Origin of the sequence: Ruegeria sediminis, assembly GCF_005938215.1 — a bacterium.
GTDB classification, from domain to species: domain Bacteria; phylum Pseudomonadota; class Alphaproteobacteria; order Rhodobacterales; family Rhodobacteraceae; genus Ruegeria; species Ruegeria sediminis.
In genome coordinates this window covers 60,339-85,157 of sequence record NZ_VCPD01000003.1, presented here as the reverse complement: position 1 = coordinate 85,157, position 24,819 = coordinate 60,339, and the positions used below count along the sequence as shown (strand labels likewise).

24 protein-coding genes are annotated in these 24,819 nt (G+C 66.8%); 10 read left to right on the top strand and 14 right to left on the bottom strand.

Annotated elements, in window-relative coordinates:
- Positions 1 to 3 precede the first annotated feature (3 nt).
- From FGK63_RS08950 to FGK63_RS08925, 6 genes are read left to right on the top strand one after another with little or no spacing between them, the layout of a single operon-like run.
- Positions 4 to 1,080: a glycosyltransferase family 4 protein gene (locus FGK63_RS08950; RefSeq protein WP_138841346.1), complete on the top strand. Its 1,077-nt coding sequence runs from the start codon at positions 4 to 6 to the stop codon at positions 1,078 to 1,080.
- On the top strand, positions 1,077 to 1,661 hold the full coding sequence (locus FGK63_RS08945; RefSeq protein ID WP_138841344.1) for a histidine phosphatase family protein: 585 nt from the start codon (positions 1,077 to 1,079) through the stop codon (positions 1,659 to 1,661). The genes FGK63_RS08950 and FGK63_RS08945 overlap by 4 nt, the downstream gene beginning before the upstream one ends.
- On the top strand, positions 1,658 to 2,800 hold the full coding sequence (locus FGK63_RS08940) for a glycosyltransferase family protein (protein ID WP_138841342.1): 1,143 nt from the start codon (positions 1,658 to 1,660) through the stop codon (positions 2,798 to 2,800). The genes FGK63_RS08945 and FGK63_RS08940 overlap by 4 nt, the downstream gene beginning before the upstream one ends.
- Positions 2,797 to 3,555, top strand: a complete 759-nt coding sequence (locus FGK63_RS08935; RefSeq protein ID WP_138841340.1) for a polysaccharide deacetylase family protein — start codon at positions 2,797 to 2,799, stop codon at positions 3,553 to 3,555. The genes FGK63_RS08940 and FGK63_RS08935 overlap by 4 nt, the downstream gene beginning before the upstream one ends.
- 11 nt (positions 3,556 to 3,566) lie before the next feature.
- On the top strand, positions 3,567 to 4,043 hold the full coding sequence (locus tag FGK63_RS08930; protein ID WP_138841338.1) for a class I SAM-dependent methyltransferase: 477 nt from the start codon (positions 3,567 to 3,569) through the stop codon (positions 4,041 to 4,043).
- 20 nt (positions 4,044 to 4,063) lie between these two features.
- On the top strand, positions 4,064 to 4,747 hold the full coding sequence (locus FGK63_RS08925; protein WP_138841335.1) for a DUF1045 domain-containing protein: 684 nt from the start codon (positions 4,064 to 4,066) through the stop codon (positions 4,745 to 4,747).
- 3 nt (positions 4,748 to 4,750) lie between these two features.
- On the opposite strand, the gene FGK63_RS08920 is transcribed toward FGK63_RS08925, so the two are convergent.
- On the bottom strand, positions 4,751 to 5,686 hold the full coding sequence (locus FGK63_RS08920; RefSeq protein ID WP_246043990.1) for a DMT family transporter: 936 nt from the start codon (positions 5,684 to 5,686) through the stop codon (positions 4,751 to 4,753).
- Positions 5,687 to 5,804: 118 nt separating this feature from the next.
- Here FGK63_RS08920 and rpe point away from each other — a divergent pair, with 118 nt between their 5' ends.
- Positions 5,805 to 6,494: a ribulose-phosphate 3-epimerase gene (gene rpe, locus FGK63_RS08915; protein WP_138841333.1), complete on the top strand. Its 690-nt coding sequence runs from the start codon at positions 5,805 to 5,807 to the stop codon at positions 6,492 to 6,494.
- Between the two features lie 23 nt (positions 6,495 to 6,517).
- Here rpe and FGK63_RS08910 read toward each other — a convergent pair whose 3' ends face one another.
- Genes FGK63_RS08910 through FGK63_RS08885 form a run of 6 tightly spaced genes read right to left on the bottom strand, consistent with a single transcriptional unit; the run spans position 6,518 to position 14,083 of the window.
- Positions 6,518 to 8,008: a class I adenylate-forming enzyme family protein gene (locus FGK63_RS08910; protein ID WP_138841331.1), complete on the bottom strand. Its 1,491-nt coding sequence runs from the start codon at positions 8,006 to 8,008 to the stop codon at positions 6,518 to 6,520.
- 37 nt (positions 8,009 to 8,045) lie between these two features.
- Complete coding sequence (locus FGK63_RS08905; RefSeq protein WP_246043989.1) at positions 8,046 to 8,435, bottom strand: PaaI family thioesterase; 390 nt, start codon at positions 8,433 to 8,435, stop codon at positions 8,046 to 8,048.
- 16 nt (positions 8,436 to 8,451) lie between these two features.
- Positions 8,452 to 9,579: an acyl-CoA dehydrogenase family protein gene (locus FGK63_RS08900; RefSeq protein ID WP_138841327.1), complete on the bottom strand. Its 1,128-nt coding sequence runs from the start codon at positions 9,577 to 9,579 to the stop codon at positions 8,452 to 8,454.
- Between the two features lie 4 nt (positions 9,580 to 9,583).
- Positions 9,584 to 10,774, bottom strand: coding sequence for an acyl-CoA dehydrogenase family protein (locus FGK63_RS08895; protein ID WP_138841325.1), 1,191 nt, complete (start codon positions 10,772 to 10,774; stop codon positions 9,584 to 9,586).
- Positions 10,775 to 10,811: 37 nt separating this feature from the next.
- Positions 10,812 to 11,987: an acetyl-CoA C-acyltransferase gene (locus tag FGK63_RS08890; RefSeq protein WP_138841323.1), complete on the bottom strand. Its 1,176-nt coding sequence runs from the start codon at positions 11,985 to 11,987 to the stop codon at positions 10,812 to 10,814.
- The gene (locus FGK63_RS08885) at positions 11,987 to 14,083 is read right to left on the bottom strand and encodes a 3-hydroxyacyl-CoA dehydrogenase NAD-binding domain-containing protein (RefSeq protein ID WP_138841321.1); all 2,097 of its coding nucleotides are present in this window, start codon (positions 14,081 to 14,083) and stop codon (positions 11,987 to 11,989) included. The genes FGK63_RS08890 and FGK63_RS08885 overlap by 1 nt, the downstream gene beginning before the upstream one ends.
- Before the next feature lie 412 nt (positions 14,084 to 14,495).
- Between FGK63_RS08885 and FGK63_RS08880 the strand changes: the two genes are divergently transcribed.
- Both FGK63_RS08880 and FGK63_RS08875 read left to right on the top strand, forming a co-directional pair.
- Positions 14,496 to 15,314, top strand: a complete 819-nt coding sequence (locus FGK63_RS08880) for a cyclase family protein (protein ID WP_138841319.1) — start codon at positions 14,496 to 14,498, stop codon at positions 15,312 to 15,314.
- Positions 15,315 to 15,316: 2 nt separating this feature from the next.
- The gene (locus FGK63_RS08875) at positions 15,317 to 15,712 is read left to right on the top strand and encodes a carboxymuconolactone decarboxylase family protein (RefSeq protein ID WP_138841316.1); all 396 of its coding nucleotides are present in this window, start codon (positions 15,317 to 15,319) and stop codon (positions 15,710 to 15,712) included.
- Positions 15,713 to 15,718: 6 nt separating this feature from the next.
- On the opposite strand, the gene FGK63_RS08870 is transcribed toward FGK63_RS08875, so the two are convergent.
- Positions 15,719 to 16,558: a c-type cytochrome gene (locus tag FGK63_RS08870; RefSeq protein WP_138841314.1), complete on the bottom strand. Its 840-nt coding sequence runs from the start codon at positions 16,556 to 16,558 to the stop codon at positions 15,719 to 15,721.
- Between the two features lie 314 nt (positions 16,559 to 16,872).
- Here FGK63_RS08870 and FGK63_RS08865 point away from each other — a divergent pair, with 314 nt between their 5' ends.
- The gene (locus FGK63_RS08865) at positions 16,873 to 17,091 is read left to right on the top strand and encodes a hypothetical protein (RefSeq protein ID WP_138841312.1); all 219 of its coding nucleotides are present in this window, start codon (positions 16,873 to 16,875) and stop codon (positions 17,089 to 17,091) included.
- Positions 17,092 to 17,155: 64 nt separating this feature from the next.
- Here the strand turns inward: FGK63_RS08865 and FGK63_RS08860 are convergent, their stop codons facing one another.
- From FGK63_RS08860 to FGK63_RS08835, 6 genes are read right to left on the bottom strand one after another with little or no spacing between them, the layout of a single operon-like run.
- Positions 17,156 to 18,436, bottom strand: a complete 1,281-nt coding sequence (locus tag FGK63_RS08860) for an aspartate aminotransferase family protein (protein WP_138841310.1) — start codon at positions 18,434 to 18,436, stop codon at positions 17,156 to 17,158.
- A 9-nt stretch (positions 18,437 to 18,445) separates the two neighbouring features.
- Positions 18,446 to 19,552: a mandelate racemase/muconate lactonizing enzyme family protein gene (locus tag FGK63_RS08855; protein WP_138841308.1), complete on the bottom strand. Its 1,107-nt coding sequence runs from the start codon at positions 19,550 to 19,552 to the stop codon at positions 18,446 to 18,448.
- On the bottom strand, positions 19,549 to 20,655 hold the full coding sequence (locus FGK63_RS08850; RefSeq protein WP_138841307.1) for a mandelate racemase/muconate lactonizing enzyme family protein: 1,107 nt from the start codon (positions 20,653 to 20,655) through the stop codon (positions 19,549 to 19,551). Before FGK63_RS08850 ends, FGK63_RS08855 begins: the two co-directional genes overlap by 4 nt.
- A complete protein-coding gene (locus FGK63_RS08845; protein WP_138841305.1) occupies positions 20,652 to 21,233 on the bottom strand; it encodes a dimethylsulfonioproprionate lyase family protein in 582 nt (193 codons plus the stop codon). The genes FGK63_RS08850 and FGK63_RS08845 overlap by 4 nt, the downstream gene beginning before the upstream one ends.
- Positions 21,230 to 22,312: an alcohol dehydrogenase family protein gene (locus tag FGK63_RS08840; RefSeq protein ID WP_218961126.1), complete on the bottom strand. Its 1,083-nt coding sequence runs from the start codon at positions 22,310 to 22,312 to the stop codon at positions 21,230 to 21,232. Before FGK63_RS08840 ends, FGK63_RS08845 begins: the two co-directional genes overlap by 4 nt.
- The gene (locus tag FGK63_RS08835; RefSeq protein WP_138841303.1) at positions 22,309 to 24,774 is read right to left on the bottom strand and encodes an FAD-dependent oxidoreductase; all 2,466 of its coding nucleotides are present in this window, start codon (positions 24,772 to 24,774) and stop codon (positions 22,309 to 22,311) included. Before FGK63_RS08835 ends, FGK63_RS08840 begins: the two co-directional genes overlap by 4 nt.
- Positions 24,775 to 24,819 lie beyond the last annotated feature (45 nt).

Sequence of the window (24,819 nt, the reverse complement as noted above, 5' to 3'; positions counted from 1 at the left end):
GTCATGACGCGCGTCGCCTTCTACGCCCCCATGAAGTCCCCCCACAGCCCGGTCCCGTCGGGCGACCGGGAAATGGCGCGCAACCTGATGGCCGCGATCCGGGCGGACGGGGCGCAGGTGGACCTGGTGTCGGAGTTGCGGATCTACGACAAGTCCGGGGATGCAGGGCTTCAGGCCCGGCTGCGGGAGGCCGCCGAAACCGAGGCGCAGCGGCTGATCGACACCTTGCCCGACGATTTCGGCCTTTGGGTCACCTATCACAACTACTACAAGGCGCCCGATCTGCTTGGCCCCGCCGTCTGCGGCGCCCGCGGGATCCCCTATGTCCAACTGGAAAGCACCCGCGCCACCAGCCGGCTTGACGGACCGTGGGCCGGTTTCGCCAAGGCCGCGCATGACGCCTGCGATGCGGCCCGCGTGATCTTCTACCACACGGCCAACGACCTGATCACGCTGAAGCGGGAGCGGTTCGGCGATCAGTCCCTCGTCCATCTCACCCCGTTCCTGCCGGCTTCCGGCCTGCCCGAAGCCTCGGATTGCGAGGGGCCGATGCTGGCGGCGGGGATGATGCGGGCGGGCGACAAGCTGAGTTCCTACCGGATCATCGCCCAGACCCTGGGCCACCTGGCAGACGACTGGACGCTGGAAATCGCCGGGGACGGCCCGGCGCGCGCCGAGGTCGAGGCGCTGTTGGCCCCCTTTGGCGATCGCGTCCGGTTCCTGGGCCAACTGGACCGGGATGCGTTGCAGGCGGCCTATGCCCGCGCCTCGCTGTTCTTCTGGCCCGGCGTCAACGAAGCCTTCGGCATGGTCTATCTCGAGGCGCAGGCCGTGGGACTGCCGGTCGTGGCGCAGGACCGGCCCGGCGTGCGCGACGTTCTGCTGCCGGCCCGCTACCCGTCCGTCGAGGATGGTCCCGCCGCGCTGGCCCGCGCCATAGACCGGTTGCGCGCCGATCCCGGCCTGCGTCGCGCCACGGGGGCCAAGGCGCGCGCCCGCATCGCCGAACGGCACCTGATCCCATCCGCCACCCGCACCTTCTGGACCGCGGTGAACCCGTTGCTGGAGGGCGCGACATGACCCGCCTCGCCCTGCTGCGCCACGGCCATACCGACTGGAACCGCGCCGGCCGGATCCAGGGGCGCAGCGACATACCGCTCGACACCGAGGCCCGGGCGGACCTGGCGGGCTACGGCCTGCCCGAACCCTGGGACAAGGCCGAACTCTGGTCCAGCCCGCTGGCGCGGGCGCGGGAAACGGCAAGGCTCGTGGCACGGCGCGAACCCCGCCTCGCTGCCGAACTGATCGAAATGAACTGGGGCGAATGGGAAGGTCAGCGCGGCCTGAACTTGATCGCCGAACCGGAGAGCGGCTACCGGCATATCGAGGACTGGAGCTGGGATTTCCGCCCCCCCGCCGGCGAAAGCCCGGCCGAGGTCTGGCTGCGCCTGCGGCCGTGGCTGGAGGGGCTGTCCGCGGATACGCTGGCGGTCTGCCATATCGGCATCATGCGGGTGATCCTGGCAAAAGCCTGGGGATGGGACTTCGATGGCCCCGCCCCATTCCGGATCAAGCGCAACCGTCTCTATGTCATCGACCTCGACCACATGCGGCCCGCGCCGGAACCGGTGCGGCTGCCGCGCAAGGAGGGTGCCGCATGAAAGTGATGATCGTCGTCACGCATCTGTTGGGCACCGGCCATCTGAGCCGGGCACTGACGCTGGGGCACGCGTTCCGGAAAGCCGGTCACGAGGTTTTGCTGGTGTCGGGCGGAATGCCCGCCCCACAGCTGAGCGCCGTCGGCATCGAGATGCTCGGGCTGCCGCCGCTGCGCTCGGACGGAACCGACTTCACCCGTTTGCTGACCGAGACCGGCGAGGTCGCGGATCCGGCTTACCTGCAGTCCCGCGCCGACGCTCTTGCCGGCGCCGTAACCCGGTTCGCGCCGGATGTGTTGCTGACAGAGCTGTTCCCCTTCGGCCGCAGGGTCCTGTCGTCGGAATTCGAGACGCTGCTTGATGCGGCGCACACCTTGACGCCGCGCCCGGTCGTGTTGAGTTCGATCCGGGACATCCTTGCGCCGCCTTCGAAGCCGTCCAAGGTCGCGCGCACCGAGGCGGTCGTCGCGCGCCATTATGACGGCGTGCTGGTGCATTCCGACCCCCAAGGCACGCGGCTGGAAACCAGCTGGCCGGTCTCAGATACCCTGGCGGAGCGGCTGCACTATACCGGCTATGTCGCCCCGGCCCCGGCGGCACCGCATCCCGAAAACCTCGGGGCGGGTGAAATCCTGGTCAGCGCCGGGGGCGGGTCGGTGGGCGATCCGATCTTCCGCGCCGCCGTCGAGGCCGCCGGCAGGATCACCGACCGGCGCTGGCGGCTGCTGGTGGGCGGGCGCGATGCCGCGGACCGCATCCGCGAACTGGAGCGGCTGGCCGGCGACACGCCCATCCTGATCGAGCCCACGCGTCCCGACTTTCGGCAGATGTTGCCGCTTGCCGCCGCATCGGTCAGCATGTGCGGCTACAACACCGCACTCGACCTGCTGCAAGGCGGCACTCCGGCCGTTTTCATCCCGTTCGACGACGGCAAGGAGGTCGAACAGGGCCTGCGGGCCCAGAGCCTTGCGCACCTGTCCGCCATCGAGGTGCTGGCAAGCGCGGACCTGACCGGCGCCACTCTGGCCGATGCTGTCGGCCGGGTGATTACCGCCGGTCCCCGCCCGGACCTGGCCCTGTCCTTCGACGGCGCGGCGCGCTCGGTCGCGATCACCGAATCCCTGGTCGGGGCGCTGCGATGATACCCGACTGGACGCCGCTGGACCGCGAACTGGAGCTTTGGCAACAAGAGGGGCTGATCCTGCCCCTCTGGTGGCGCGACGACGACGCGGTCGCCCCGACGCCGGAACTCGACCGGTTGTCGGACCTGTCCGAACGCATCGGCCTGCCCGTGCATCTGGCCGTCATACCGCAACCTGCCGATATTGAATTGGCGGGATACCTGCAGCCGCGGCCGCATCTGATCCCTGTCGTTCACGGCTGGGCGCACCGGAACCATGCCCCGGCAGGCGAAAAGAAGGCCGAATTCCGGCTGCATCGCCCGTTGGAGGCGATTCTGGCGGATGCCGAGGCGGGGCTGGCGCGGCTGACCGCGCTGTTCGGCCCGGCCCTGCGACCGATCTTCGTGCCGCCGTGGAACCGGATCGCGCCCGAGGTCGTGGCCAGACTGCCTGAATTGGGGTTTCGCGTTCTCTCAACGGCCACACCCCGCACCGCGCGTCTGGCGGTGCCGGGGCTGGAGCAGGTCAACACCCATCTCGACCCGATCGACTGGCGCGGGACTAGGGGGCTGACGAACCCGGAGATTCTGGTTGCGCGGCTCGCATCCCTGTTGCAGCAGCGCCGCGAGGGCTGGGCGGACAATGCCGAGCCGTTCGGGCTGTTGACGCATCACCTGGTCCATGATCAAGACATCTGGAACTTTACCGGGGCGCTGATCCGCCGCCTCATGGCCGGGCCCGTGCGCGTCTGGACCGCGCCGGCGGACCGAACCTGAAGGGATTGCCGATGAGCCGACTGGATTCCATGCTGCGCCGCCTGACCGCCCAGAGGGACGGTCTGAACTGGGCCGCGGCGCAGATCGCGGATCACGAGGGCGACGTGCTGGACATGGGCCTCGGCAATGGTCGCACCTATGACCATCTGCGCGAAATCCTGCCCGACCGCCGAATCTGGGTGATGGACCGGGTGCTGCAATGCCATCCGTCCTGCGAACCGCCCGAAGAGGATTTCCTGCAGGGCGAGGCCGAACCGATGCTGGAACGGTTGGCAAGGGACGGGCATCGGATCGCCCTGGCGCATTACGATTTCGGCATGGGAATCAAGGAGGACGACGTGGCCGAGGCCGCGCGGCTCAGCCCGCTGATCGCAAGGGTGATGCAGGCCGGCGGGCTGTTGATTTCGGGACAGCCGCTGGTGGGGTTCGAGCGGATCACCGGCCCGGACAGCATCGCGCCGGACCGCTACCTGTTCTACCGCGCCTGATCCGGCCACCGGAGGGCGATGTGAACTTCGAAAGATACGCGATCTACTTCGCCGCGCCGGCGGACGAAGACTGGGCCAGGTTCGCAACGGCCTGGTTGGGATGGGACATGGACTCCGGGGCGGAGATCGCGCACCCGCACATGGACGGGCTTGACGTTGCCGCGATCACCGAGACGCCGCGCAGATACGGCCTGCATGCGACGCTGAAACCGCCGTTCCGCCTGGCCGACGGGCAAAGCCCGGACGCGCTGCTGAAAGCTTGCGCGGATCTTGCGGCGCGCCTGCCGCCGGTCACGCTGGACGGGCTGCAGATCGCCCGGCTTGGCCGTTTCCTGGCGCTGCGTCCGCTTGGCGACGCCTCGGCGCTCGACGAACTGGCGGCCGCCTGTGTCCGCGACCTTGACGGGTTTCGCGCCCCGACGCCGGATGCGGAACTGACCCGCCGCCGCGCCAACGGCCTGAGCGCGGCGCAGGAGGCGAACCTCGTGAACTGGGGCTACCCGTATGTCCTGGACGAATTCCGGTTTCACATCACGCTGACCGGCAGGCTGGACAAACCGACGATGGCCGCGGTTCAAGCCGCGCTCGACCGCCGGCTGGGCCCGCTGCTGCCCGCGCCCTTCGTCATCCGCGATCTGGGCCTGGTAGGCGAAGCCGGGGACGGACGCTTTCACCTGATCCGCCGGCTCGGGCTTTCCGGATGAGGCTCAGAGCCGCGACAGGCGCAGCAGCAGGGCGCCGGTCAGGGTCAGGGCGGTGGCCAGCACCTTTGCAAGGTCCAGCCGTTCGCGCAGCACCGTCACGCCGATGACCAGCGCGAAAATGATCGAGGTTTCGCGCAGCGCCGTCACCAAGGCGATCGGCGCCTGGGTGAAGGCCCAGACCACCAGCACATAGGCGGTGAACGAGGCGCCGCCGCCGAGAAACAGATGCTTCTTCAGCGCCAGCGCCCGCCCCAGCATTCCCGGCCGGATCAGGTGCGCGCAGAGGCCGAAGACCACCGCATCAAGCGCCGCCAGAACCCCGAAAAAGCCCAGCGCCGTACCGCCGATGCGCGCGCCCTGCCCGTCAACCAGCGAATAGGAGGCGATGAACATGCCGGTAATCAGCGCCAGCCCTGCGGCCTTGGCCTGAAACACGCCGTCTGCCCGGCGCACCAGGCTGATCGATGCGATCCCGATCGAGATCATCGCCATCGCCGCGACCTCGAGCCCCGTGAATTCGGCCCCCAGAACGACCACCGATCCCAAAGCGACCAGAAGGGGCGAGACGCCGCGGGCGATCGGGTAGACCTGGGTCAGGTCGCCGAACCGGTAGGACTGGATCAGGAAAAGCTGGTAGCCCAGATGCAACCCCAGCCCGGCCAGCAGGTAGGGCCAGCAGGCTGGGTCGAGCGGCGGCGCAAAGGGCAGCAGGGCCGCCCCGGCAAGGCCCTGGCCGATCACCACCGCGACCATGGCGGCGGCCTTGTCGGCCCCGCCCTTGACCAGAGCGTTCCATGACGCATGAAGCGCCGCGGCGCAGAGGACGACGAAAAAGACGGTGCCGCTCATGCCGAGGCCGCCGAATACCCAGCCGCCGGGGTGCCTGCCATCTGGTCCTCCACCGCCCGCGCCGTCGGAGCGTTCAACCTGTCCGGGCAAGTGTTAGCCGGGCAGGGCGAGGCCGACAATAGGCCCCACGGGTCAGGCGTCCTGCCCCTACCGTTCCGGCGCCAGAGCGGGTATACGCGCAGCGACTCGGCAAAACACAGGTGGGCCCATGAGCTTTGACCGCAAGATCAAGATCGCTCCGTCGATCCTCTCGGCGGATTTCGCCAATTTCGGGCAGGAGATCCAGGCCATCGAGGCGCAGGGGGCCGATTGGGTCCATGTGGACGTGATGGACGGGCATTTCGTGCCGAACCTCACCTTCGGTCCGCCGGCGGTCAAGGCGTTCCGCCCGCATGTGAAGACGGTGATGGACGTGCACCTGATGATCACGCCCGTGGACCCCTACATCGACGCCTATGCCGAGGCCGGGGCCGACATCCTGACCGCCCATGTCGAGGCCGGGCCGCATATCCACCGCACGTTGCAGGCCATTCGCGCGGCCGGGATGAAGGCCGGCGTCGCACTGAACCCGGGCACGCCGGCCGAGGCCGTGGAACATGTGCTGGACCTGGCCGATCTGGTCTGCGTCATGACCGTGAACCCCGGCTTCGGCGGTCAGAAGTTCATCGACATGACCGCGAAGATCCGCCGCCTGCGCCAGATGATCGGGGACCGCCCGGTGCATATCGAGATCGACGGCGGCGTCGATCCCGGGACCGCGCCGCTGGTGGCCGAAGCCGGCGCCGACGTGCTGGTCGCCGGATCGGCGGTGTTCAAGGGCGGCTCGGTCTCGGCACCGGAAGTCTATGGGCAGAACATGCGGGCGATCCGCGCCGCGGTCGAGGGCGTCCTGGTCTGACGCATCCGCCGGGGCGGCGGGCCTCAGCTCAGACGGTCGGCGAAATGGTCCAGCAACCTGTGCTTCAGGATCTTGCCGGTCGGCGCGGCGGGCAATTCGGTCGCGACGATGATCTGGCTGGGCCGCTTGTACCCTGCCAGCCGCCGAGCCGCGAAGTCGCGTAGCTCCTCCGGCGTCGGTTCATCCCCCGGCGCCGCCTGCACGAAGGCGACCACCTTTTCATCACCGTCCACCACGCGCCCGACGACCGCGGCCTGGATCACCTTGGGATGACCGTTCAGCGCCGCTTCGACTTCCGGAGGATAGACGTTGAAGCCGCCGTGAATGATGAGCTCCTTGCAGCGCCCCGCGATATGCAAGTGCCCCCGGTCGTCGAAAAAGCCCAGATCACCCGTCCGAAGCCAGCCATCCGCAAACGCGGCAGCCGTGGCTTCGGGGTTCCGATAATATCCCTTCATCACCTGCGGACCGCGGGTCAGTATCTCTCCGACCCTATCGCCGCCGCCTGCGGCCGTTTCGTCGATGCGCACCTCGACCTCCGGCAGGGGCGGTCCGACCGAGATGTCGGGATCGCCGATCCGGTTGCGCGAGGCGCATACACCCGCCGTGCTTTCGGTCAGGCCATAGCCGTTCTGGATTGCGATGCCATAGAAAGCCTCCGCCTGCCGCTTCCACGCCGGGTCCAGTGGCGCGGCGCCCGAGGAGGTATAGCGCAGCGTGCCGCCCGGCAGCCGCGAGAATCCCTGTTCCTTCGTGTATTGCATCAGCAGCGCGTGCATCTGCGGGACGGCAGAGAACAGCGTGATACCGGAGGTCAGGGTCGCATAGGTCCGCGCCGCCGTGAACCGCGCGTCGAGCCGCACAGGCGCTCCTACGTAGGTCGCCGCCGTCACAACCGAGGCAAGGCCGAAGACATGGGTGATCGGCAGGACACCGTAGATCACATCCGCGTGCGTCATTTCCCTGAGCCGGGCAGAGGACCGGCCGGCGAACAGCAGGTTGCCATGCGTCAGCATCACCCCCTTGGGCGTTCCCGTTGTTCCTGTGGTAAACAGCATCACCGCGACATCCTCAAGCACCGGGTCGGGATCGCTGGGAAACGGCAGGGCCAGGTGAAGCCGTCCGAACGCGCCCGAGATCTCGCTGGCCTCGAGATGCCCGGCATGGGCGCTGGCGTCCGGTGACGCCGCCGCGGTAATAAGCATTGCCGCGGGCCGCGCGTGATCGACGACCCTCTGCACCTCGGCCTCGGTCTGGCGCGCGTTGACCGGTACCGCGCAGGCCCCGATCCGGGAACAGGCGAACACGGCCGCCACCGCCGCGCAGCAGTTTTCGGCCAGGATCAGAACGCGGTCGCAGGGTTGGACACCGGTCTCGGTCAACACGAGTGACAGTTCCGCAATCGCTGCACCCAGATCGCCATAGGTCCATATAGTTCCCCCATCGTCCTTGAATGCGGGCGCATCCGGGCGTTGCGCGATCTGCGTATCCGGGTAGTCGTGCCATTTGCTCATCCGCCGAGCCCTCCCCTGCCTGAGCATGGTGCCCGCGTCACCTCGTCAGCCGGTGACGCTTGAAAACGCCCGCCGCGGTGGCGATCAGGGTTCCGTCCTCGTGGTGCAACTCGCCGTTCACATAGGCCAGTTTGCTGCCGCCGCCCGCGGGCCGTCCGATCGCCGTGACGCGCCCCTGGCGCACCGCCGAAACATAGCTTGTGTTGAGCGAGATGGTCAGGACCACGGGATGTTCTTCCCGGTCGAAAAAGGCCGAGGCGGCATTGCCGCAGGCCACGTCCAGCAGCATGGCGATGACGCCGCCGTGCAGAACGTCCTGGCTGTTGAGATGGCCGGGGCCGATGTCCAGATGGCAACGTGCGAATCCGTCCGGATCGCACAGGTCGATTTCATACCCGACCGCGTTCTGGCAGCCCGAGCGTTTCACCGCGGGCCGACCGTCTTCAGGCCGCGCCGAGGGCAATGAATCGCTCCAGGTGGTAATCCGCGTCTCCGAACCGGTGTTCGGCCATCACGATGCGCTTGGCGATATGGGCCAGTTCGTATTCCTGCGTCATCGCGATACCGCCATGCATCTGGATGGTCTCTTCCGCCACCAGCCTGCCTGCGCGCGAGATCAGGTTGCGGGCGGCGGCGTTCTGGCGGTCGCGGTCCGCCGTTTCCAGATGACCTGCGGCATTGATGACGGCCGAGCGCGCCTGCTCCAGCTCGATCAGCATGTCCGCGAAACGGTGCTGAAGGGCCTGGAACGTGCCGATTGGCCGACCAAATTGATGTCGGGTCAGCAGGTACTGGCGGGTCAGTTCGACAGCGGTTTCCATCGCCCCCAGCGTTTCAGCGGCCAGCGCCACATGCGCGGCGCCCAGCGCATCCATCAGGGGGCCGAACCCCTTCCCGGCCTCGCCCAGCCGCGCCGACACGGGCAGGCGCACCTCGTCCAGCGTGACCTCGGCGGCCCGCCCGCCAGCCAGCATGGGATAGCCCCGCAGGCTGAGGCCCGCGCTGTCGGCGGGAACCAGGAACAGAGAGATCCCGTCCAGATCGAAGAACCCGCCGCTTTCCCTTGCGGAGACGATGAGGAACCCGGCCGCCTCGGCATTGACCACGACCGCCTTGCGCCCGTTCAGGACGATATCGCCCGCCTCCGCCCGCGCCGTGGTTTCGACCCGGCTCAGGTCGTATCGGCTGGCCGGTTCCCCGTGCGCCAGCGCCAGATGCAGATCGCCCGCAATGACCCTTTCCAGCAACGGCTTCTGTTCCGGGTTCCCCAGCGCCGCCAGCAACCTGCCGCCGAGGATGGCGGTGTCCAGGAAAGGCTCGACCACGCCCGCGCGCCCCAGTTCCTCGAACACGGTCGCGATGTCGAACCCCGCCCCGCCGAAGCCGCCATCGGTCTCGGAGAACAGCGCGCCGACCAGCCCAAGCTCGGCCAGTTCGCGCCAGATGTCGGGGCTGAACCCCGTGTCGCCGGCCAGTATCCCGTTGCGGACGGACGTCGTGTAGCGATCCGCCAGATAGCGCCGCAGCGTGTCCTGCAGCATCTGGCGTTCTTCGGTCAGCGTGAAATCCATGCCCTCAGCCCCCCATCCTGACTTTGGCGATGATCCCGCGCTGGATCTCGTTCGAGCCGCCGAAAATCGACAGCTTGCGGTTGTTGAAATACTGCGCCGCCACCGGTCCGGCATAGTCGGGCCCGATGGGGTCGTTGTCGCCTTCGACGGCTTCCGAGGCAAACGGCATCGCGTAGGGACCCACTGCGCGCCGGGCCAGGTCGTTGATCTCCTGCCGGATGATCGTGCCCTTGACCTTCAGCATCGAGCTTTCGACGCCCGGCGCCTGACCGGCTGCGGCCCTCGAGATGATGCGCATGTTGGTCGTCGCCATCGCCATCAGGTCGATCTCGACCCGCGCCAGTCGCGCGGCGAAATGCGGGTTTTCGGCAAGCGGCCGGCCATTCGCGCATTCGACCCGCGCGATGCGCTTGACCGCGTCAAGCCCGGCCTGGCTGAACCCGACCCCGGCGATGTTGGTCCGCTCGTGGGTCAGCAGGTATTTCGCATAGGTCCAGCCCTTGTTCTCTTCGCCCACCAGGTTCTCGACAGGCACCCGTACGTCGTCGAAGAACACCTCGTTCACTTCCGGGGTGCCATCGAGCAGCACGATGGGCCGCACTTCGATCCCCGGAGTGTCCATGTCGATCAGCAGGAACGAAATCCCCTCCTGCTGCTTGGCAGCGGGGTCGGTGCGCACCAGGCAGAAGATCCAGTTGGCGTATTGGCCCAGCGTGGTCCAGGTCTTTTGGCCGTTCACCACGTAATGATCGCCGTCGCGCACCGCGCGGGTCTTGAGCGAGGCAAGGTCGGACCCCGCCCCCGGTTCGGAATAGCCCTGGCACCACCAGTGCGCGCCGTTCAGGATGCGCGGCAGGAAAAAATCCTGCTGCGTCTTTGAGCCGAATTTCTGCAGGACCGGCCCCAGCATCGACAGGCCGAAGGGCACGATGCGCGGAGCATGGGCCATCGCGCATTCCTCTTCGAAGATGTGGCGCTGCACCGCGTTCCATTCGGCGCCGCCGAATTCCCTGGGCCAGTTGTAGTTGAGCCAGCCCTTTTCGTTCAGCGTCGCGTGCCAGCGTTCGTGACCTTCCTTGCCTAGGCTGATGCCGGCCCGCACCTTGTCCGAGACCTCCTTTGGCAGTTTCTCGGCCAGAAAGGCGCGCACTTCCTCGCGGAACGCCTTTTCCTCGTCCGTGTAGTTCAGATCCATTGCCGCTCTCCTCCCCAAACTGCGGGCACGGTCCCGTTCAGTAGATCTCGAACAGGCCCGCCGCGCCCATGCCGCCGCCGATGCACATTGTCACGACGCCCAGCTTGGCCCCGCGCCGCTTGCCCTCGCGCATCATGTGGCCGACCATCCGCGCCCCGGTCATGCCGAACGGGTGGCCGATGGCGATCGAACCGCCGTTGATGTTGCATTTTTCGTCGTCGATGCCCAACCGGTTGCGGCAATAGAGAGCCTGGCTGGCAAACGCCTCGTTCAGCTCCCACAGGTCGATGTCGTCCACCTTGAGCCCGTGCCGTTCCAGCAGCCGCGGCACCGCGAAAACGGGGCCGATGCCCATTTCGTCCGGTTCGCATCCGGCGACGCAGAACCCCTTGAACGCGCCCATTGGTTCCAGCCCGCGCCTTCCTGCCTCGGCGCTGTCCATCAGCACCACCGCCGCCGCCCCGTCGGACAATTGGCTGGCGTTGCCGGCGGTGATGAAATTGCCTTCTCCGCGCACCGGCTCGAGCCCGGCCAGACCTTCGAGCGTGGTGTTCGGACGATTGCATTCGTCCCGGTCCACGGTGACGTCCTTGTAGGAAATGTCGCCGGTTTCCTTGTCCTTCACCATCATCGTCGCCTGCATCGGCACGATCTCGTCATCGAACTTGCCCGATTGCTGCGCCGCCGCGATCCGCTGCTGCGAGCGCAGGCCGTACGCGTCCTGTTCCTCGCGGGTGATGCCGTAGCGTTGCGCAACGATGTCCGCGGTTTCGATCATGGTCATGTAGATCGCCGGCTTGTGATCCTGGATCCACGCCTCGGGCGCGGGCCGCGTCCTGGGCTGCACCATCGAGATGCTTTCGACGCCCCCCGCGACCATCGGCCCTGAGCCGCCTTCGGTGATTGCCTGCGCGGCCATGGCGACGGTCTGCAGCCCCGACGAGCAGAACCGGTTCACCGTCATCCCCGACGCCGTCACCGGCAGTCCGGCGCGGATGGCGATCTGGCGGCCGATGTTGCCGCCTGTCTCGCCCTCGGGGAAGCCGCAGCCGATGATGCAATCCTCGATTTCCGAGCCGTCCAATCCGGCGCGTTCCACGGCGGCCTTCACTGCATGACCGCCCATGGTGGCGCCGTGGGTGACGTTGAACGACCCCCGGAACGACTTGGCGAGGCCCGTGCGGGCGGCGGATACGATGACGGCTTGTTTCATCACGAGGCTTCCTTGTTCAGATCGTCGAATGTGCGGCCCTCGGCCACCAGTTGCTCCAGCAGCGGCGCGGGCTGCCAGAAATAGGCGTCTTCCGCCGCCCATTTCCTGATGTCGTCCAGCAACCCGGGCAGGCCCTGCAGATCCGCCCATTTCAGCGGCCCGCCGCGGTAGCGCGGGAATCCGTAGCCGTAGAGCAGCGTCACGTCCACGTCGAGCGGCCGGCGCGCGATCCCCTCGCCCACCACCTTGGCCGCCTCGTTGACCATCGCCGCCATGTAACGGCGGACGATCTCTTCATCCGAGAATTCGCGCGGCGAGATCCCCTGTTCGGCGCGCTCGGCCTCGATCAGCGGCAGCACCTCGGGGTTCGGCACGCCGCCGCGCTTGCCGGCCTCGTAGACGTAGTAACCCTTGCCGGTCTTCTGGCCGAAATGACCGGCCTCGCACAGCTTGTCGGCGTAGGAACTGTCGCGGGCGCGCGGGTCCAGCCCTTCGGCCCGCTTGCGCTTGCGCACCGCCCAGCCGATGTCGAGCCCGGCCAGATCGGCGACCGCGAACGGCCCCATGGCAAAACCGAAATCGGTCAGCGCCTTGTCGATCTGAAAGGGGCTGGCGCCGTCCAGGATCATGTGATCGGCGCAGGTGCGGTAGGTGCTGAGGATGCGGTTTCCGATGAACCCGTCGCAGACGCCGGCGCGCACCGTCACCTTCTTGAGCCTGTGACCGAGCGCGAAGCCGGTCGCCACCACGTTTGGCGCGGTCTTGTCGGCAACCACGACCTCGAGCAGTTTCATCACGTGGGCGGGCGAGAAGAAGTGCAGTCCGATCACGTCCTCGGGCCGTTTCGTGGCCGCCGCGATCTCGTTGATGTCCAGGTACGAGGTGTTCGACGCCAGAACCGCGCCCGGCTTGCAGATCTCGTCCAGTTTGGCGAAGACCTGTTTCTTGATGTCCATGTCCTCGAACACCGCTTCGATCACCAGGTCCACGTTGCTCAGCGCGCCATAGCCGGTCGCCAGCTTCAGGTCGCTGCCCATGATTTCGGCATACCGCGCCTGGCTCAGCTTGCCGCGCTTCACCGCGCCGCTGAGATTGGCTTCGATCCTGCCCTTGGCCGCATGCGCCGCCTCGGGCGACATTTCCAGAAGCACGACAGGCAGGCCCGAAAGCAGCGCCGCCGTCGCGATCCCCGCCCCCATGGTGCCGCCGCCGATCACGCCGATCTGATGCAGCATCCGGGGCTCGACCCCCTGCAATTCGGGCAGCTTGCCCACCGCGCGCTCGGCGAAGAAGGCATGGATCAGCCCCTTGCGCTGATCCGAGGCCATCAGGTCCATGAACAGTTCGCGTTCGCGTTTCATGCCGGCATCGAAACTTTCGGATTCGCAGGCCGCCTGCACCGCGCGAACGGCGGTGGCGGGCGAAATCTGGCCGCGGCCCTTCCTGAGAACCTCGTCGTAGACCGCATCGAAATTCACCTGCTCGGGCGCCGGCATCTCGCTGACGGGCCGCCGGGACGCGCCGCTTTCCAGCAGTTCGCGCGTATAGTTCAGCCCGACCTCGTGCGGGTCGCCGTCGGCGACCTCGTCGATCACGCCCAGCACCAGCGCCTCGTCCGCGCGCACGTGACGGCCGGTGGTGATCATGTCGAGCGCCGCCTCGGTCCCGGCCACCCGCGGCAGGCGCTGTGTGCCGCCCGCGCCGGGAAGGATGCCCAGATGCACTTCGGGCAGGCCGACCCTGGCAGATGGCAGGGCCACGCGGTAATGGGTGGCCAATGCCACCTCGAGCCCGCCGCCCAGCGCCGTTCCGTGGATCGACGAGACCACCAGCAGCGGCGACGCCTCGATCCGCGCGCAAAGTTCGGGCAGCCACGGGTCCTGCGGCGGCTTGCCGAATTCGCGGATATCCGCGCCCGCAAAGTAAGTCCGGCCCTTGCCGTAGATCAGCACCGCCCTGGCGCCCTCGGCCTCGGCCCGTTCGATGCCCGCAAGCAGCCCCCGGCGTACGTCCACGCCCAGCGCGTTCACCGGCGGGTTGTTGGCGGCCAGCACCGCGATGTCACCAATCCGTTCGTATTCGATGGCCTCTGGCATGCGGCCCGTCCTCCCTTGTCTGACCTGCGGTCCGGCGACTCGGCCGTGTCCGCCCTTCAAAGACTAGACGCCGTGACATCGCAGGCGCAGGAAACCTTGCGTCACCGGCGCAGGCTGCGGGCATCCATTCCGCTTTGCGAAATCCTGTTTCACGCGGAAAAGGTGGCCCGGACACCCAAGGATGGCAAGCGGAATTCACCCCCGCGACGCAGCGTCCGTACCCTTCGTTCTGCCATGAACGCGCCGGCCGGGAAACCTTGGACAGATGAGGCGCCGCGACGATGTTCGCGCCGGCGGGAAACCCCGGATCATGCAGACCGATCGAATCTGGCGGAATCGTGTTAGTCTCGGTCCGAGGCAGGCGCATTCGGGCCCTAACCGGCAGCGGGAAAAAGCAATTGGGAGCAATGGAATGTGCGATATTTGCGTGATGAATGCCGTCAAGGAGCGGATGCTGTCGCGGCGGTCCTTCTTCAAGGCCGGCGCCGCCGCGGTTGCGGGAACCGCGCTTGGGTCCGGTCTGACCACCCCGGCCATGGCCATGGGCCACGGCGAGGTCGTTGACATGACCCATGTCTACGACGCCGAGTTTCCCACCTATTTCGGGGCACCCGGAATCGAGGCGACGCAGGCGTTCAATTTCAAGGAAAACGGCTTCAACCTGTTCAATCTCGCGGTGAACGAGCACACGGGCACGCATGTCGATGCCCCGCTGCATTTTTCGGCGGACGGTCAGGCGGTGGACGAAATTCCGGTTTCGAACCTGTTCTGTCCGCTTTGCGTGATCGACATCGCCGCACGCGCGGCCGAGGATGCTGATGCGCAGGTGACCCCCGACGACCTGAAGGCGTGGATCGACGCCAACGGGCCGATTCCGGACGGTGCCTGCGTCGCGATGCATTCCGGTTGGGCCGGCAAGACCGGAAGCGACGAGTTCCGCAACGCGGACGCCGAGGGCAAGATGCATTTCCCCGGCTTCCACGTCGAAGCCGCTCAGATGCTGCTCGAACAGTCCGGCGCGGTGGCCTTGGCCGTCGATACCCTGTCGTTGGATCACGGGCCCTCGGCCGATTTCGTCACGCATTACGCCTGGCTGCCGACCAACCGCTACGGGATCGAGAACCTCGCCAACCTGGACAAGGTGCCGGCCAGCGGAGCGACGCTGGTCGTCGGCGCGCCCGCCCATCGCGGCGGGTCGGGCGGCCCCGCGCGCATTTTCGCGATGGTGTGAGCATGGCGACGGTACCACTGCTGTCGGACGAGGAGGCCAGCGCCGAGGCGCTGGCCGTCTTCGATGACATAAGGACGGTGCGCGGCACCGACTATGTCAACAACTTCTGGCGGGCGCTGGCCCACGACCCCGCTCTGCTCAAGGCCACCTGGGAGCGGTTGAAACAGGTGATGGGGCCGGGCGCTCTGGATCCGCTGGTCAAGGAGATGATCTATGTCGCGGTCTCGACGGCCAATGGCTGCGAATATTGCGTGCATTCCCACACCGCCGCCGCAAGGGCCAAGGGCATGACCACCGCCCAGCATGGCGAACTGCTGGCCGTGATCGGAATGGCGATGCAGACGAACGGGATCGTCACCGCGTTGCAGGTGCCTGTCGATGATGCGTTCCGGGCCTGACCCGGTTCAGGGGTCCGGCAGCGGCGGCAAGGTGCGGACATACATCACCAGCGCATCCAGATCCTCGCCCGTCAACCGCGCGAAATAGGGATAGGGCATGGGCGGCAGCATCCGGCTGCCGTCCGGCCTTTCGCCCCTGGCCACCATGGTCTTGATCTCGTCGTCGGAAAAACCCGACAGACCGTCCTCGTGACTTGTAATGTTGGGTCCGACGACCGTGCCCCAGGGGCCCACGAATTCGTAGCCACCGGCCCCAAGGTGCGCGGCATCCAACATCGGGCCTTCCGGCCCGATCGGCGAGTGGCATTCGACGCAATGCGCGATGCTGCTGGCGAGATAGGCGCCATATTCCACCGACACCGCGCGTTCGGGTGCGGTGACGCTGCCGACGGGTGGCCCGTAGGCGGGCGGCAGGGGCATCTTGTAGGTGGATTGGCCCGGATCGTTCTCGACCGGCGGAACCGTGCGCAGATACATCACCACCGAAGCCAGGTCTTCGTCGCCCAATCCGCGATAGACGAGGCAGGGCATCGGCGGCCCGATCACCGTTCCGTCCGGCCGGATGCATTCTCGGATCGCGCGGCCCAGTTCCTCGTCGCTCCAGTCCGAAACCCGCCCGGCCGGCGTTATGTTGGCTGAAATCGCGATGAAATGCTCGGTCTCCTCGACCTCGCGGCCGGCCAGATCCCGGCTCATGTCCAGCCCTTTGGCCCCGAACGGCGTGTGGCAATTGCCGCAGCCCATCGGGCCCTGCACCAGGTATTCTCCTCGCTCGACGCTGGGTTCCGCACAGGCAAACCCTGCGCCGGCAACCAGCACCGCAGCGGCGTGCGCTACGTTCTTCATTGACTTCCCCCCAAAAACACGTGCCGCGCATCACCCCCGCGCGGCACAGTGAAAACATAAGTGCATCAGAGACTTATGCAGAAAATGTATATCATGAATGCATAAATTGGTAAACGGTTCGCATTCGCCGCAACTGCACATGAACCCGGCGGTTTGCACCGAGTTTCGTTCGCGTGGCACGACACGGAAAAGAAACAATTTCCCTGCAGATTTGCAACGAATGCACGGCAGCTATTCGCAGGCCGCCCTACCCAATGCTGCAAATGCAGCATAAATCCGGTCGAACCTTTCATTCGCCAGAGGACGAGTCAGACATGGCACATTCGACCGCACAACCCGCCTCGCTGCCTGCCCTTCTGAAGGTCGCCGGCGACATTCTGGCCGGCATCTGGGATGCGCTTACCCGCATTGGCGAGGCAACCGCCAAGGTCCGCCGCATCAACGCCTACAGCGCGATGTCCGACACGGAACTGGCGGCACGGGGGTTCCAGCGCGAGGACATCATCCGACTGGTGATGGCGGACGCGATCTGACGCACCGCCCTGCCGCGCAAGGCTCGCGCCGGTCAGCGCCGAAGCGGACCCGGCTCCGTCCGGCCTAGGTTTGCGCGATAGCTTCGGCGGCTCTTTCATAGGCCGCCTGGCAAAGCTCGAAATCCTCTTCGGTCAGCGCCAGCGACGGGTATGTCTTGCCGGGGGACTTGAACATGCCGTTCTGCATCAGGACCGCGTTGAACCTGGCCGCCTTGGCGGTATCCGACCCGAATACATCGCGGTAATCCCGAATCTCGCCGGTCGTGAACACGATCTCGAACAGGGTCGGGTCACCGACGATCCGATGCGCGATGCCCTGCGCATCCAGCGCCGCCTTCGCCATGTTCATCAGGCGGCGTCCGTTGGCGCGCAGCCTGTCATATTGTCCGTCGCGGCGCAGCACCTCCATCGTTTTCAGCCCCGCCACCGCGGCCACCGGGTTGCCCGACAGCGTGCCCAGCTGCATCAGCCATTTTTCCGCCCCGACCGCTGCCTTGTCAAAATGCGCCATGATGTCCGCGCGGCCAGCGATCGCGGCCAGAGGGAAACCACCGCCGATGATCTTGCCCAGCGTGGCGATGTCCGGCGTCACGCCGTAAAGCTCCTGCGCGCCGCCATAGGAAAAGCGGAACCCGGTCACCACCTCGTCGAAGATCAACACGATGCCGTATTTGTCGGCCTCGTCCCGCAGCAGTTGCAGGAAACCGGGCACGGGCGGGATGATCCGCTGCAGCGGCTCGACGATGATCGCGGCCACGTCCCTGCCATGCTCGGCCAGCAGCGACCGGATGTAATCCGGATCGTTGAACGGCGCGATCAGCATCTCGGCGCGGACGCTTTCGGGGATGCCGGCGCTGTCCGGCACCGCCTGCGGAAAGTTCACCATCCTGGTCGGCGCCAGGCTCATCTGTGCTTCGGCGCACATGCCGTGATAGCCGCCTTCGAATTTGACGATCCGGTCGCGCCCGGTGAAGGCGCGGGCCAGCCGGATCGCGTACATGTCCGCCTCGCCGCCTGACGAGACGTAGCGCACCTGATCCGCACAGGCCACGGCCGAACAGATTTCCTCGGCCAGTTCCACGGCGCGGGCGTTGTTGGCAAAAAACGTCATGCCTTTGGGCAGCTGCTCCAGCACCGCCTCCATCACTTCCGGGTGCCCGTGGCCCAGCAACATCGGCCCCGAGCCGATGAGGAAATCGACATATTCCTTGCCGTCCTCGTCCCAGACCCGGCTGCCGCTGCCCTCGCGGATGAACTTGGTGGGGTCGAAATTGCCGAAGCCGCCGCCGGGCAGCACCGCCTTGGCACGTTCGATCCAATCGGCCTGGCTGAGTTTCGTGAGCATGATGGCCTCCTAGTCCAAAATCAGATCCGGCTCGCCCAGATCGTCGCGGTCCGGCGCGACCCCGAGACCGGCGCCGTCGGGCGGCGCGATGCGTCCAGCCTTGCGCACCGGCCCTTCGGGCGCAAGCCGCGGCGCGACATAGCCGGACAGGTCGCAGACGTTCATCAGCCGCGCGGGATCCGTCGTCGCGCCCAGATGCAGCAGCGCCGCGGTGGTGATGTCCGAGCCCCAGGTGTCCTCGATGCACATCTTGGCCCCCAGATGCAGGCACAGGTCGCGCGCCCGCCGCGCCGCGGACAGGCCGCCGAATTTCGACAGCTTGATCGCGACCGCATCCATGCAGCCGTGCGCGTGCCCTGCAAGCAGGCTGGCCGTGTCATGGGCGCTTTCGTCCAGTTTCATCGGCAGGTTCGTGGCGGCGCGCACCCGCGCGCAATCCTCGATGGTGGCGCAGGGCTGTTCAAGCATCACGTCCAGATCGGCGACCGCACGCCCTACCCGCGTCGCGTCCAGCGAGGATGCGCCGCAATTCCAGTCGCCATAAACAAGCGGCCCGTCGCCCACCGCCTCGCGCACCATCTGCAGGCGGGCGACATCGGCCTGCCAGTCCCTGTCCGCGCCCAGCTTGACCTGGAACTGGGTCAGGCCCTGGTTCTTCGCCTCGCGCGCGATGCGCGCCATTTCGTCGGGCGCGACGCAGGTGATCGAATGATAGAGCGGCATGGTCTCGGCCCGCCGCCCGCCCAGCAGCGCAAAAAGCGGCAGGCCCGCCACCTGCCCGGTCAGATCCCAGAGCGCGATGTCCAGCGCCGATTTGGCATAGACATGCCCCTGCAGATGCCGGTCGAGCCGCGCCATCAAGGCCTCGGGGCCGACCGGATCGGCGCCCAGCAGCACCGGGGCCAGTTCCTGCAGCGCCGGGGCCACGCCGCGCGCGTAGGCCGGCAGGTAATGCGGGATGGGACAAACCTCGCCCCAGCCGGTCAGCCCGTCATCGGTGTCGAGCGCCAGCACGACCGTTTCCACCGTGTCGCAAGTCTTGCCGTCGGCCATGTAATAAGCCTCGTGGCTGGTCAGCGGCATGTGCCACAGCGATATGCGAACGATCCGCGTCATTGATAAACCGCCATAGGTTTGCCCAGCGCCTCCTCATCAGGGGCGACGCCCAGACCGGGCGCTTCGGGCAGGTTCAGGTATCCGTCCGCGTTGCGCGGGCCACGACCGCCGGCAATGTCCAGCGTCAGCATGTCCTGACAGGCCCAGATCCCCAGCAAATTGTGATCGGGGATGGTGGCGGCCAGGTGCAGCGCCTCGGCATCGGCCAGGACCGACCCGCCGGTCGCCATCACGAACATGTCGATGCCATGCGCCAACGCGATGTCGCGCATCCGCGCGGCCTTGGTCAGACCGCCGACACGGTTCAGCTTGATGCCGAACACCTCGGCCAGACCGTCGCGCGCGACACGGGTCGCATCCTGCAGGGTGACAAGGCATTCATCCACGCTGACCGGGGCCGAATGCAGCGCCCGGATCGCCGCGATGTCGTCCAGCGTTTCGCCCGGCTGCTCGAACATCACGCTCAGATCCTCGGTCGCCTTCATCACCCGCAGCGCCTGCTGTCGGGTCCAGGCGCGGTTCACGTCATAGAGGATGCGCTCGCCGCGCGGCCGGTGCGCCTCGACGTCGCGGATGCGTTCGATGTCGCGCTCCACGTCGCCGCCCACCTTGACCGAATGCACGTGGTAGCCGCGGGCGCGGTAGCGGTCCATGACTTCGCGCGTCTCCTCCACCGTCTTGGCTCCGACCGACGAGGCGATGGGCGCGGGCGTCCGCGAACCGCCGCCCATCAGGTCGGCGATCGGCAGATCCGCCGCCTGACTGGCGATGTCCCAGCAGGCCATGTCGATCGGGGATTTGGCGTAGAGATGCCCGGGCAAGGCCAGATCCATCGCCCGCTCGACTTCCAGCACCTTGCGCGGATCCAGTCCCAGCACGAAGCGGGCCATGGTCTCGATGCCGGCGCGGATGCCGGGGCCGTGCGCAGGCACATAGGTGTGCCCCCAGGGCGTGCCTTCGCCCCAGCCGGTCAATCCCTCGTCGGTCTCCAGCTTGACGAAGGTCGCGTCCAGCACCTCGAACTTCAGCCGCCCGCCGGACAGCCAGTAGGGATGCTCGAGCGGCAGATCGACATGGTAGACCGAGATGCGGGTGATCTTCATGCGGCGTCCATTTTAGGCAGATCGGCCATGCCTTCGCCGCGCCAGAGCACGAAAGTCAGGATCGGCTGCTCGGTGGTGATCATCGCATGGCTCTGCCAACTGGCATGGGCGCGGGTCTGGCCGGGACCGACATGGGCCTCGTCGCCGTCGACCTTGAACAGCGCGCCGCCGCCGAGGGTCAGGTAAAGTTCTTCCGCCTGGTGGCTGTGCCAGTCATAGGACAGCCCCTCGCCCCAATAGGCGACATAGCCGCGCAGCTGGTTCGAGTGGAAATGTCCGGTCGGGCCGAACAGCTCGAAATAGCCGTAGCGATTGCGGAAATCCGCGCCGACCTCTTCTTCGGTATAAGTGCGTTTCCATTCCGCCAGATGCGCCGTGGCCCTGACCGCGTCGATCAAGGCATTGGTCAGCGGCGTGCCGGAATGGGCGAAAGCCGCCACCAGATCCGTCGCCGGGATCGGGCGGGGCTGCAGGCCGCTCGGGGTCAGGTCCCTGGGCCAGGGCGCGAAGGCAGCGAGGTCGGGATGCGCCGCATGCAGCAGGCGCGCGGCTTCGAGAACGTCTTCGAGTGTCGTCATGGGATCACCACGATGTTGCCGGTATGGGTCTTGTCGATGAAGGCTTGCTGCGCCTCGCGCAGCTCGCGCAGGGGATAGGTCGCGGCCAGAACCGGCTGCAGCCTTCCTTGCTCGATGTGGCGCACGATGTTCTCGAACACCTGCGGCGACAGAACCGTCGAGCCGGTGAAGGTCAGGTCGCGCAGGTAGAATGTACGCAAATCGAACTCGACGATCGGGCCCGCGATGGCGCCGGAACAGGTGTAGCGCCCGCCGCGTTCGAGGATGTCGATCAGCCTGGGCCAACAAGGCCCGCCGACTACATCCGCGACGACGGTGACCTTCTCGTCGCCAAGCGCCGCCCGCAGGTCCGCCGGCGCGCGAGGCAGGATGCGGTCCGGGCCGAGCTTCGCCACCTCGTCATGCTTGGCCTCGGAGGCCATGGCAATGACCCGCGCGCCGCGCAGTTTCGCCAGCTGCACCAACGCGCCGCCGACGCCGCCCGAGGCGCCCGGCACCAGCACCGTGTCGCCCGCACCTACGTTGGCGCGGGACAGCATCCCTTCGGCCGTCGAGTAGGAGCACGCGAACGTGGCGAGGGCCGCATCCGACAGGTCGGAGTCGACCGGCACCACGTTGCGCGCATCGGCGGTGGCGAACTCGGCGAAGCCGCCGTCGCATTCCGAACCGTAGTAGCCCGTCTTGTCCATGTTGTCCGGATCGTCCCAGTCGCGCAGCCAGCCGTTGACCATGACGCGCCTGCCGATCAGCGTCGCATCCGCGCCTTCGCCGACAGCCACGACGATGCCGACCACGTCCGCCCCCTGGATGCGGGGAAAGGTCAGCGGGCGGCCGCCCCAGGTCGGATCCTCTTCGGCCACGTCCGCATAGGCGCCGCCGGTCGTGGCCTCGCTCACCGCCTTGGAATACCAGCCGGTGCGCGTGTTCACGTCGGTGTTGTTCAGACCGCAGGCCCCGACCCGGATCAGGACTTCCATCGGCCCCGGCGAGGGTGTCAGCCAATCCTCGTGCCATTCGTACTTGTCGAGACCGCCATGCCCCATGAGGACCATGGCCTTCATTTTCGGCGGGATGGTCATACCGCCGCCTCCATCACCGCGTCGGCTCGGGGCCGAAGGCCTTGCGGATCGTAGGCGGGTTCACCAAGGATGCGGCCCTTGCGGGGCTTGCCCGCGATGATCACCTCGACCTCGGTACCCGGCATGTTGACGTGCGGCTTGACGTAGGCGAAGGCCAGGATCTTGCCGACCGTGTGGCCAAAGGCGACCGAGGCCGTCGAGCCGACGACCTTGCCGCCCAGCCGGATCGCCTCGCCGCCGTGGCCATCCTCGACCCCGTTGGGCTCGATCTCCAGATAGGCGCAGATCCATGGCAGATCGGTGTTCAGGGTCCGGTCCTTGCCGAGATACTCCTTGTCGGTGCGGGCAAAGCGCAGCACATCCGCCTCGGCCAGCGTGACTTCGTTGGTCAGTTCGCCGGCCCCCTTGAACGCCTTTTCCATGCGCAGCGCGTTCATCGCGAAAGAGCCGTAGTCGGAAATGCCATGCGCCCCGCCCGCGGCCCAAAGGGCGTCATAGACGGCGAGCGTGCTTTCGCGGGGAATATGCAACTCCCACCCCAACTCTCCCGCATAGGACATGCGGAAGGCCCAGAGCTTGTGGCCCGCCACGTCGATCTGCTGCGCGGTCAGCCATTTGAAGCCCGCATTCGACAGGTCGGCCTCGGTGCAGGCGGCCAGAACCTCGCGGGCCCTGGGACCGTTGAGAGCAAGCGCGGCCCAGTCGTTCGAGCGGAGGATGATGTTGACCTCCTCGCCCGCGAGGTTCTTGTTCAGGTGATCCAGCAGCCGCTGTTCGAAGAAGGCGGCGCAGACGAGGTAGTAGCGGCCCTCGCCCAGCTTGACCACGGTGGTCTCCAACTCGATCCGGCCACGGCGGTTCAGCATGTGGGTCAGCGCGATGCCCCCGACCTTTTGCGGCAGGCGGTTGGCGACCAGCCGGTCCAGAAGCGTTTCGGCGTCCGGCCCTTCAACCTCGACCTTGGTGAAGGCCGAGATGTCCATGATGCCCACGCGTTCGCGCACGGCCTTGCACTCGGCGGCCACCATGTCATGCACGACGGTGCGCTTGAAGGAATAGTGGTCGCGCTGCTCGACCCCGTTCTTCGCGAACCAGCGCGGGCGCTCGTGGCCATAGACCTCCTCATAGACCGCGCCCTTGTCCATGAGCCGGTCGTAGAGCGGCGACGGCTTGACCGGCCGGCCGTCCAGTCGGTTGAAATGCGGGAACGGGATTTCGTGGCGCAGGCAGTAATCCTCCTTGGCCTTGACCACCTGCCAGTCCTTGGTGGCGTAGGATCCGAACCGGCGCGGATCGAAGTCGCGCATCGAGATGTCGGCGGCGCCATGCACCATCCAGCGCGCCAGTTCGCGGGTCAGGCCGGGGCCCCAGCCTATGCCGATCTGGGTGCCGCAGCAGCACCAGTAGTTGCGCACGCCCGGCGCCGGGCCGATCAGCGGGTTGCCGTCGGGCGGGTGCGAGATGGCGCCATGCACGTCGCGCGAAATGCCCAGTTCGGCAAAGATCGGCATGCGGTTCAGGCTTTCCTCGAGCCACGGCATCACCCGGTCGTAGTCGGCATCGAACAGCCAGTTCTCGTAGTCCCACGGGCATTCGTCGATCCACACCGCGTTGGGGTTGGTCTTTTCGTAGATGCCGATCAGGCCGCGCTTCTGCTCCATGCGGATGTAGCCCGAGACCTTGCGGTCGTCCCGGATCACCGGCAGTTCGGTTTCCAGGTCCTTGAACTCGGGCACCGGGTCAGTGACGAAATAATGATGCGTCATCGAGGTCATCGGCAGTTGCAGCCCCGACCATTCGCCCATCTGGCGGGCATAGGTGCCGCCGGCATTGACCACGTGTTCGCAGGTGATGGTGCCGAGTTCCGACTCGACCACCCATTCGCCGTTCGCCCGCTGCGTGATGTTGGTGGCGCGGCAGCGGCGGATGATCCGGACGCCCAGAGCCCGCGCCCCGGCGGCCATCGCCATGGTGACGTTGGTCGGGTCGACATGGCCGTCATCCGGGGTATGCAACGCGCCCAGCACCCCGTCCAGATTGTAGAACGGATGCAACTCGGCAATCCGGCCGGGGCCGACCAATTCGATGTTGAAGCCCAGGGAACGGCCCACCGACAGGGTGTGGCGCAGCCAGTCCATCTCGTCCTCGGTATAGGCCAGCCGGAACGAGCCGCAGCCGTGCCAGGTCACCGCCTGCCCGGTCTCGGCCTCGAGCTTTCCGGAATAGAGGCCGATGTTGTAGTCCACGCATTTGCCCAGGCCGAAGGAACTGGTCGAATGGGTGATCTGGCCGGCCGCGTGCCAAGTGCTGCCGCTGGTCAGCTCGGCCTTTTCCAGCAGGACGACATCGGTCCAACCCTCATGCGCCAGGTGATAGGCCAGACCCACCCCCATGACGCCTCCGCCGACGATCACCACGCGGGCATGGGCAGGCAGCTTTTGCGCTGAGTTTTCCTGGGACATGATTTTTCCACTTCACGAGTCGCGTTTCTGCTCGACACGCTAATT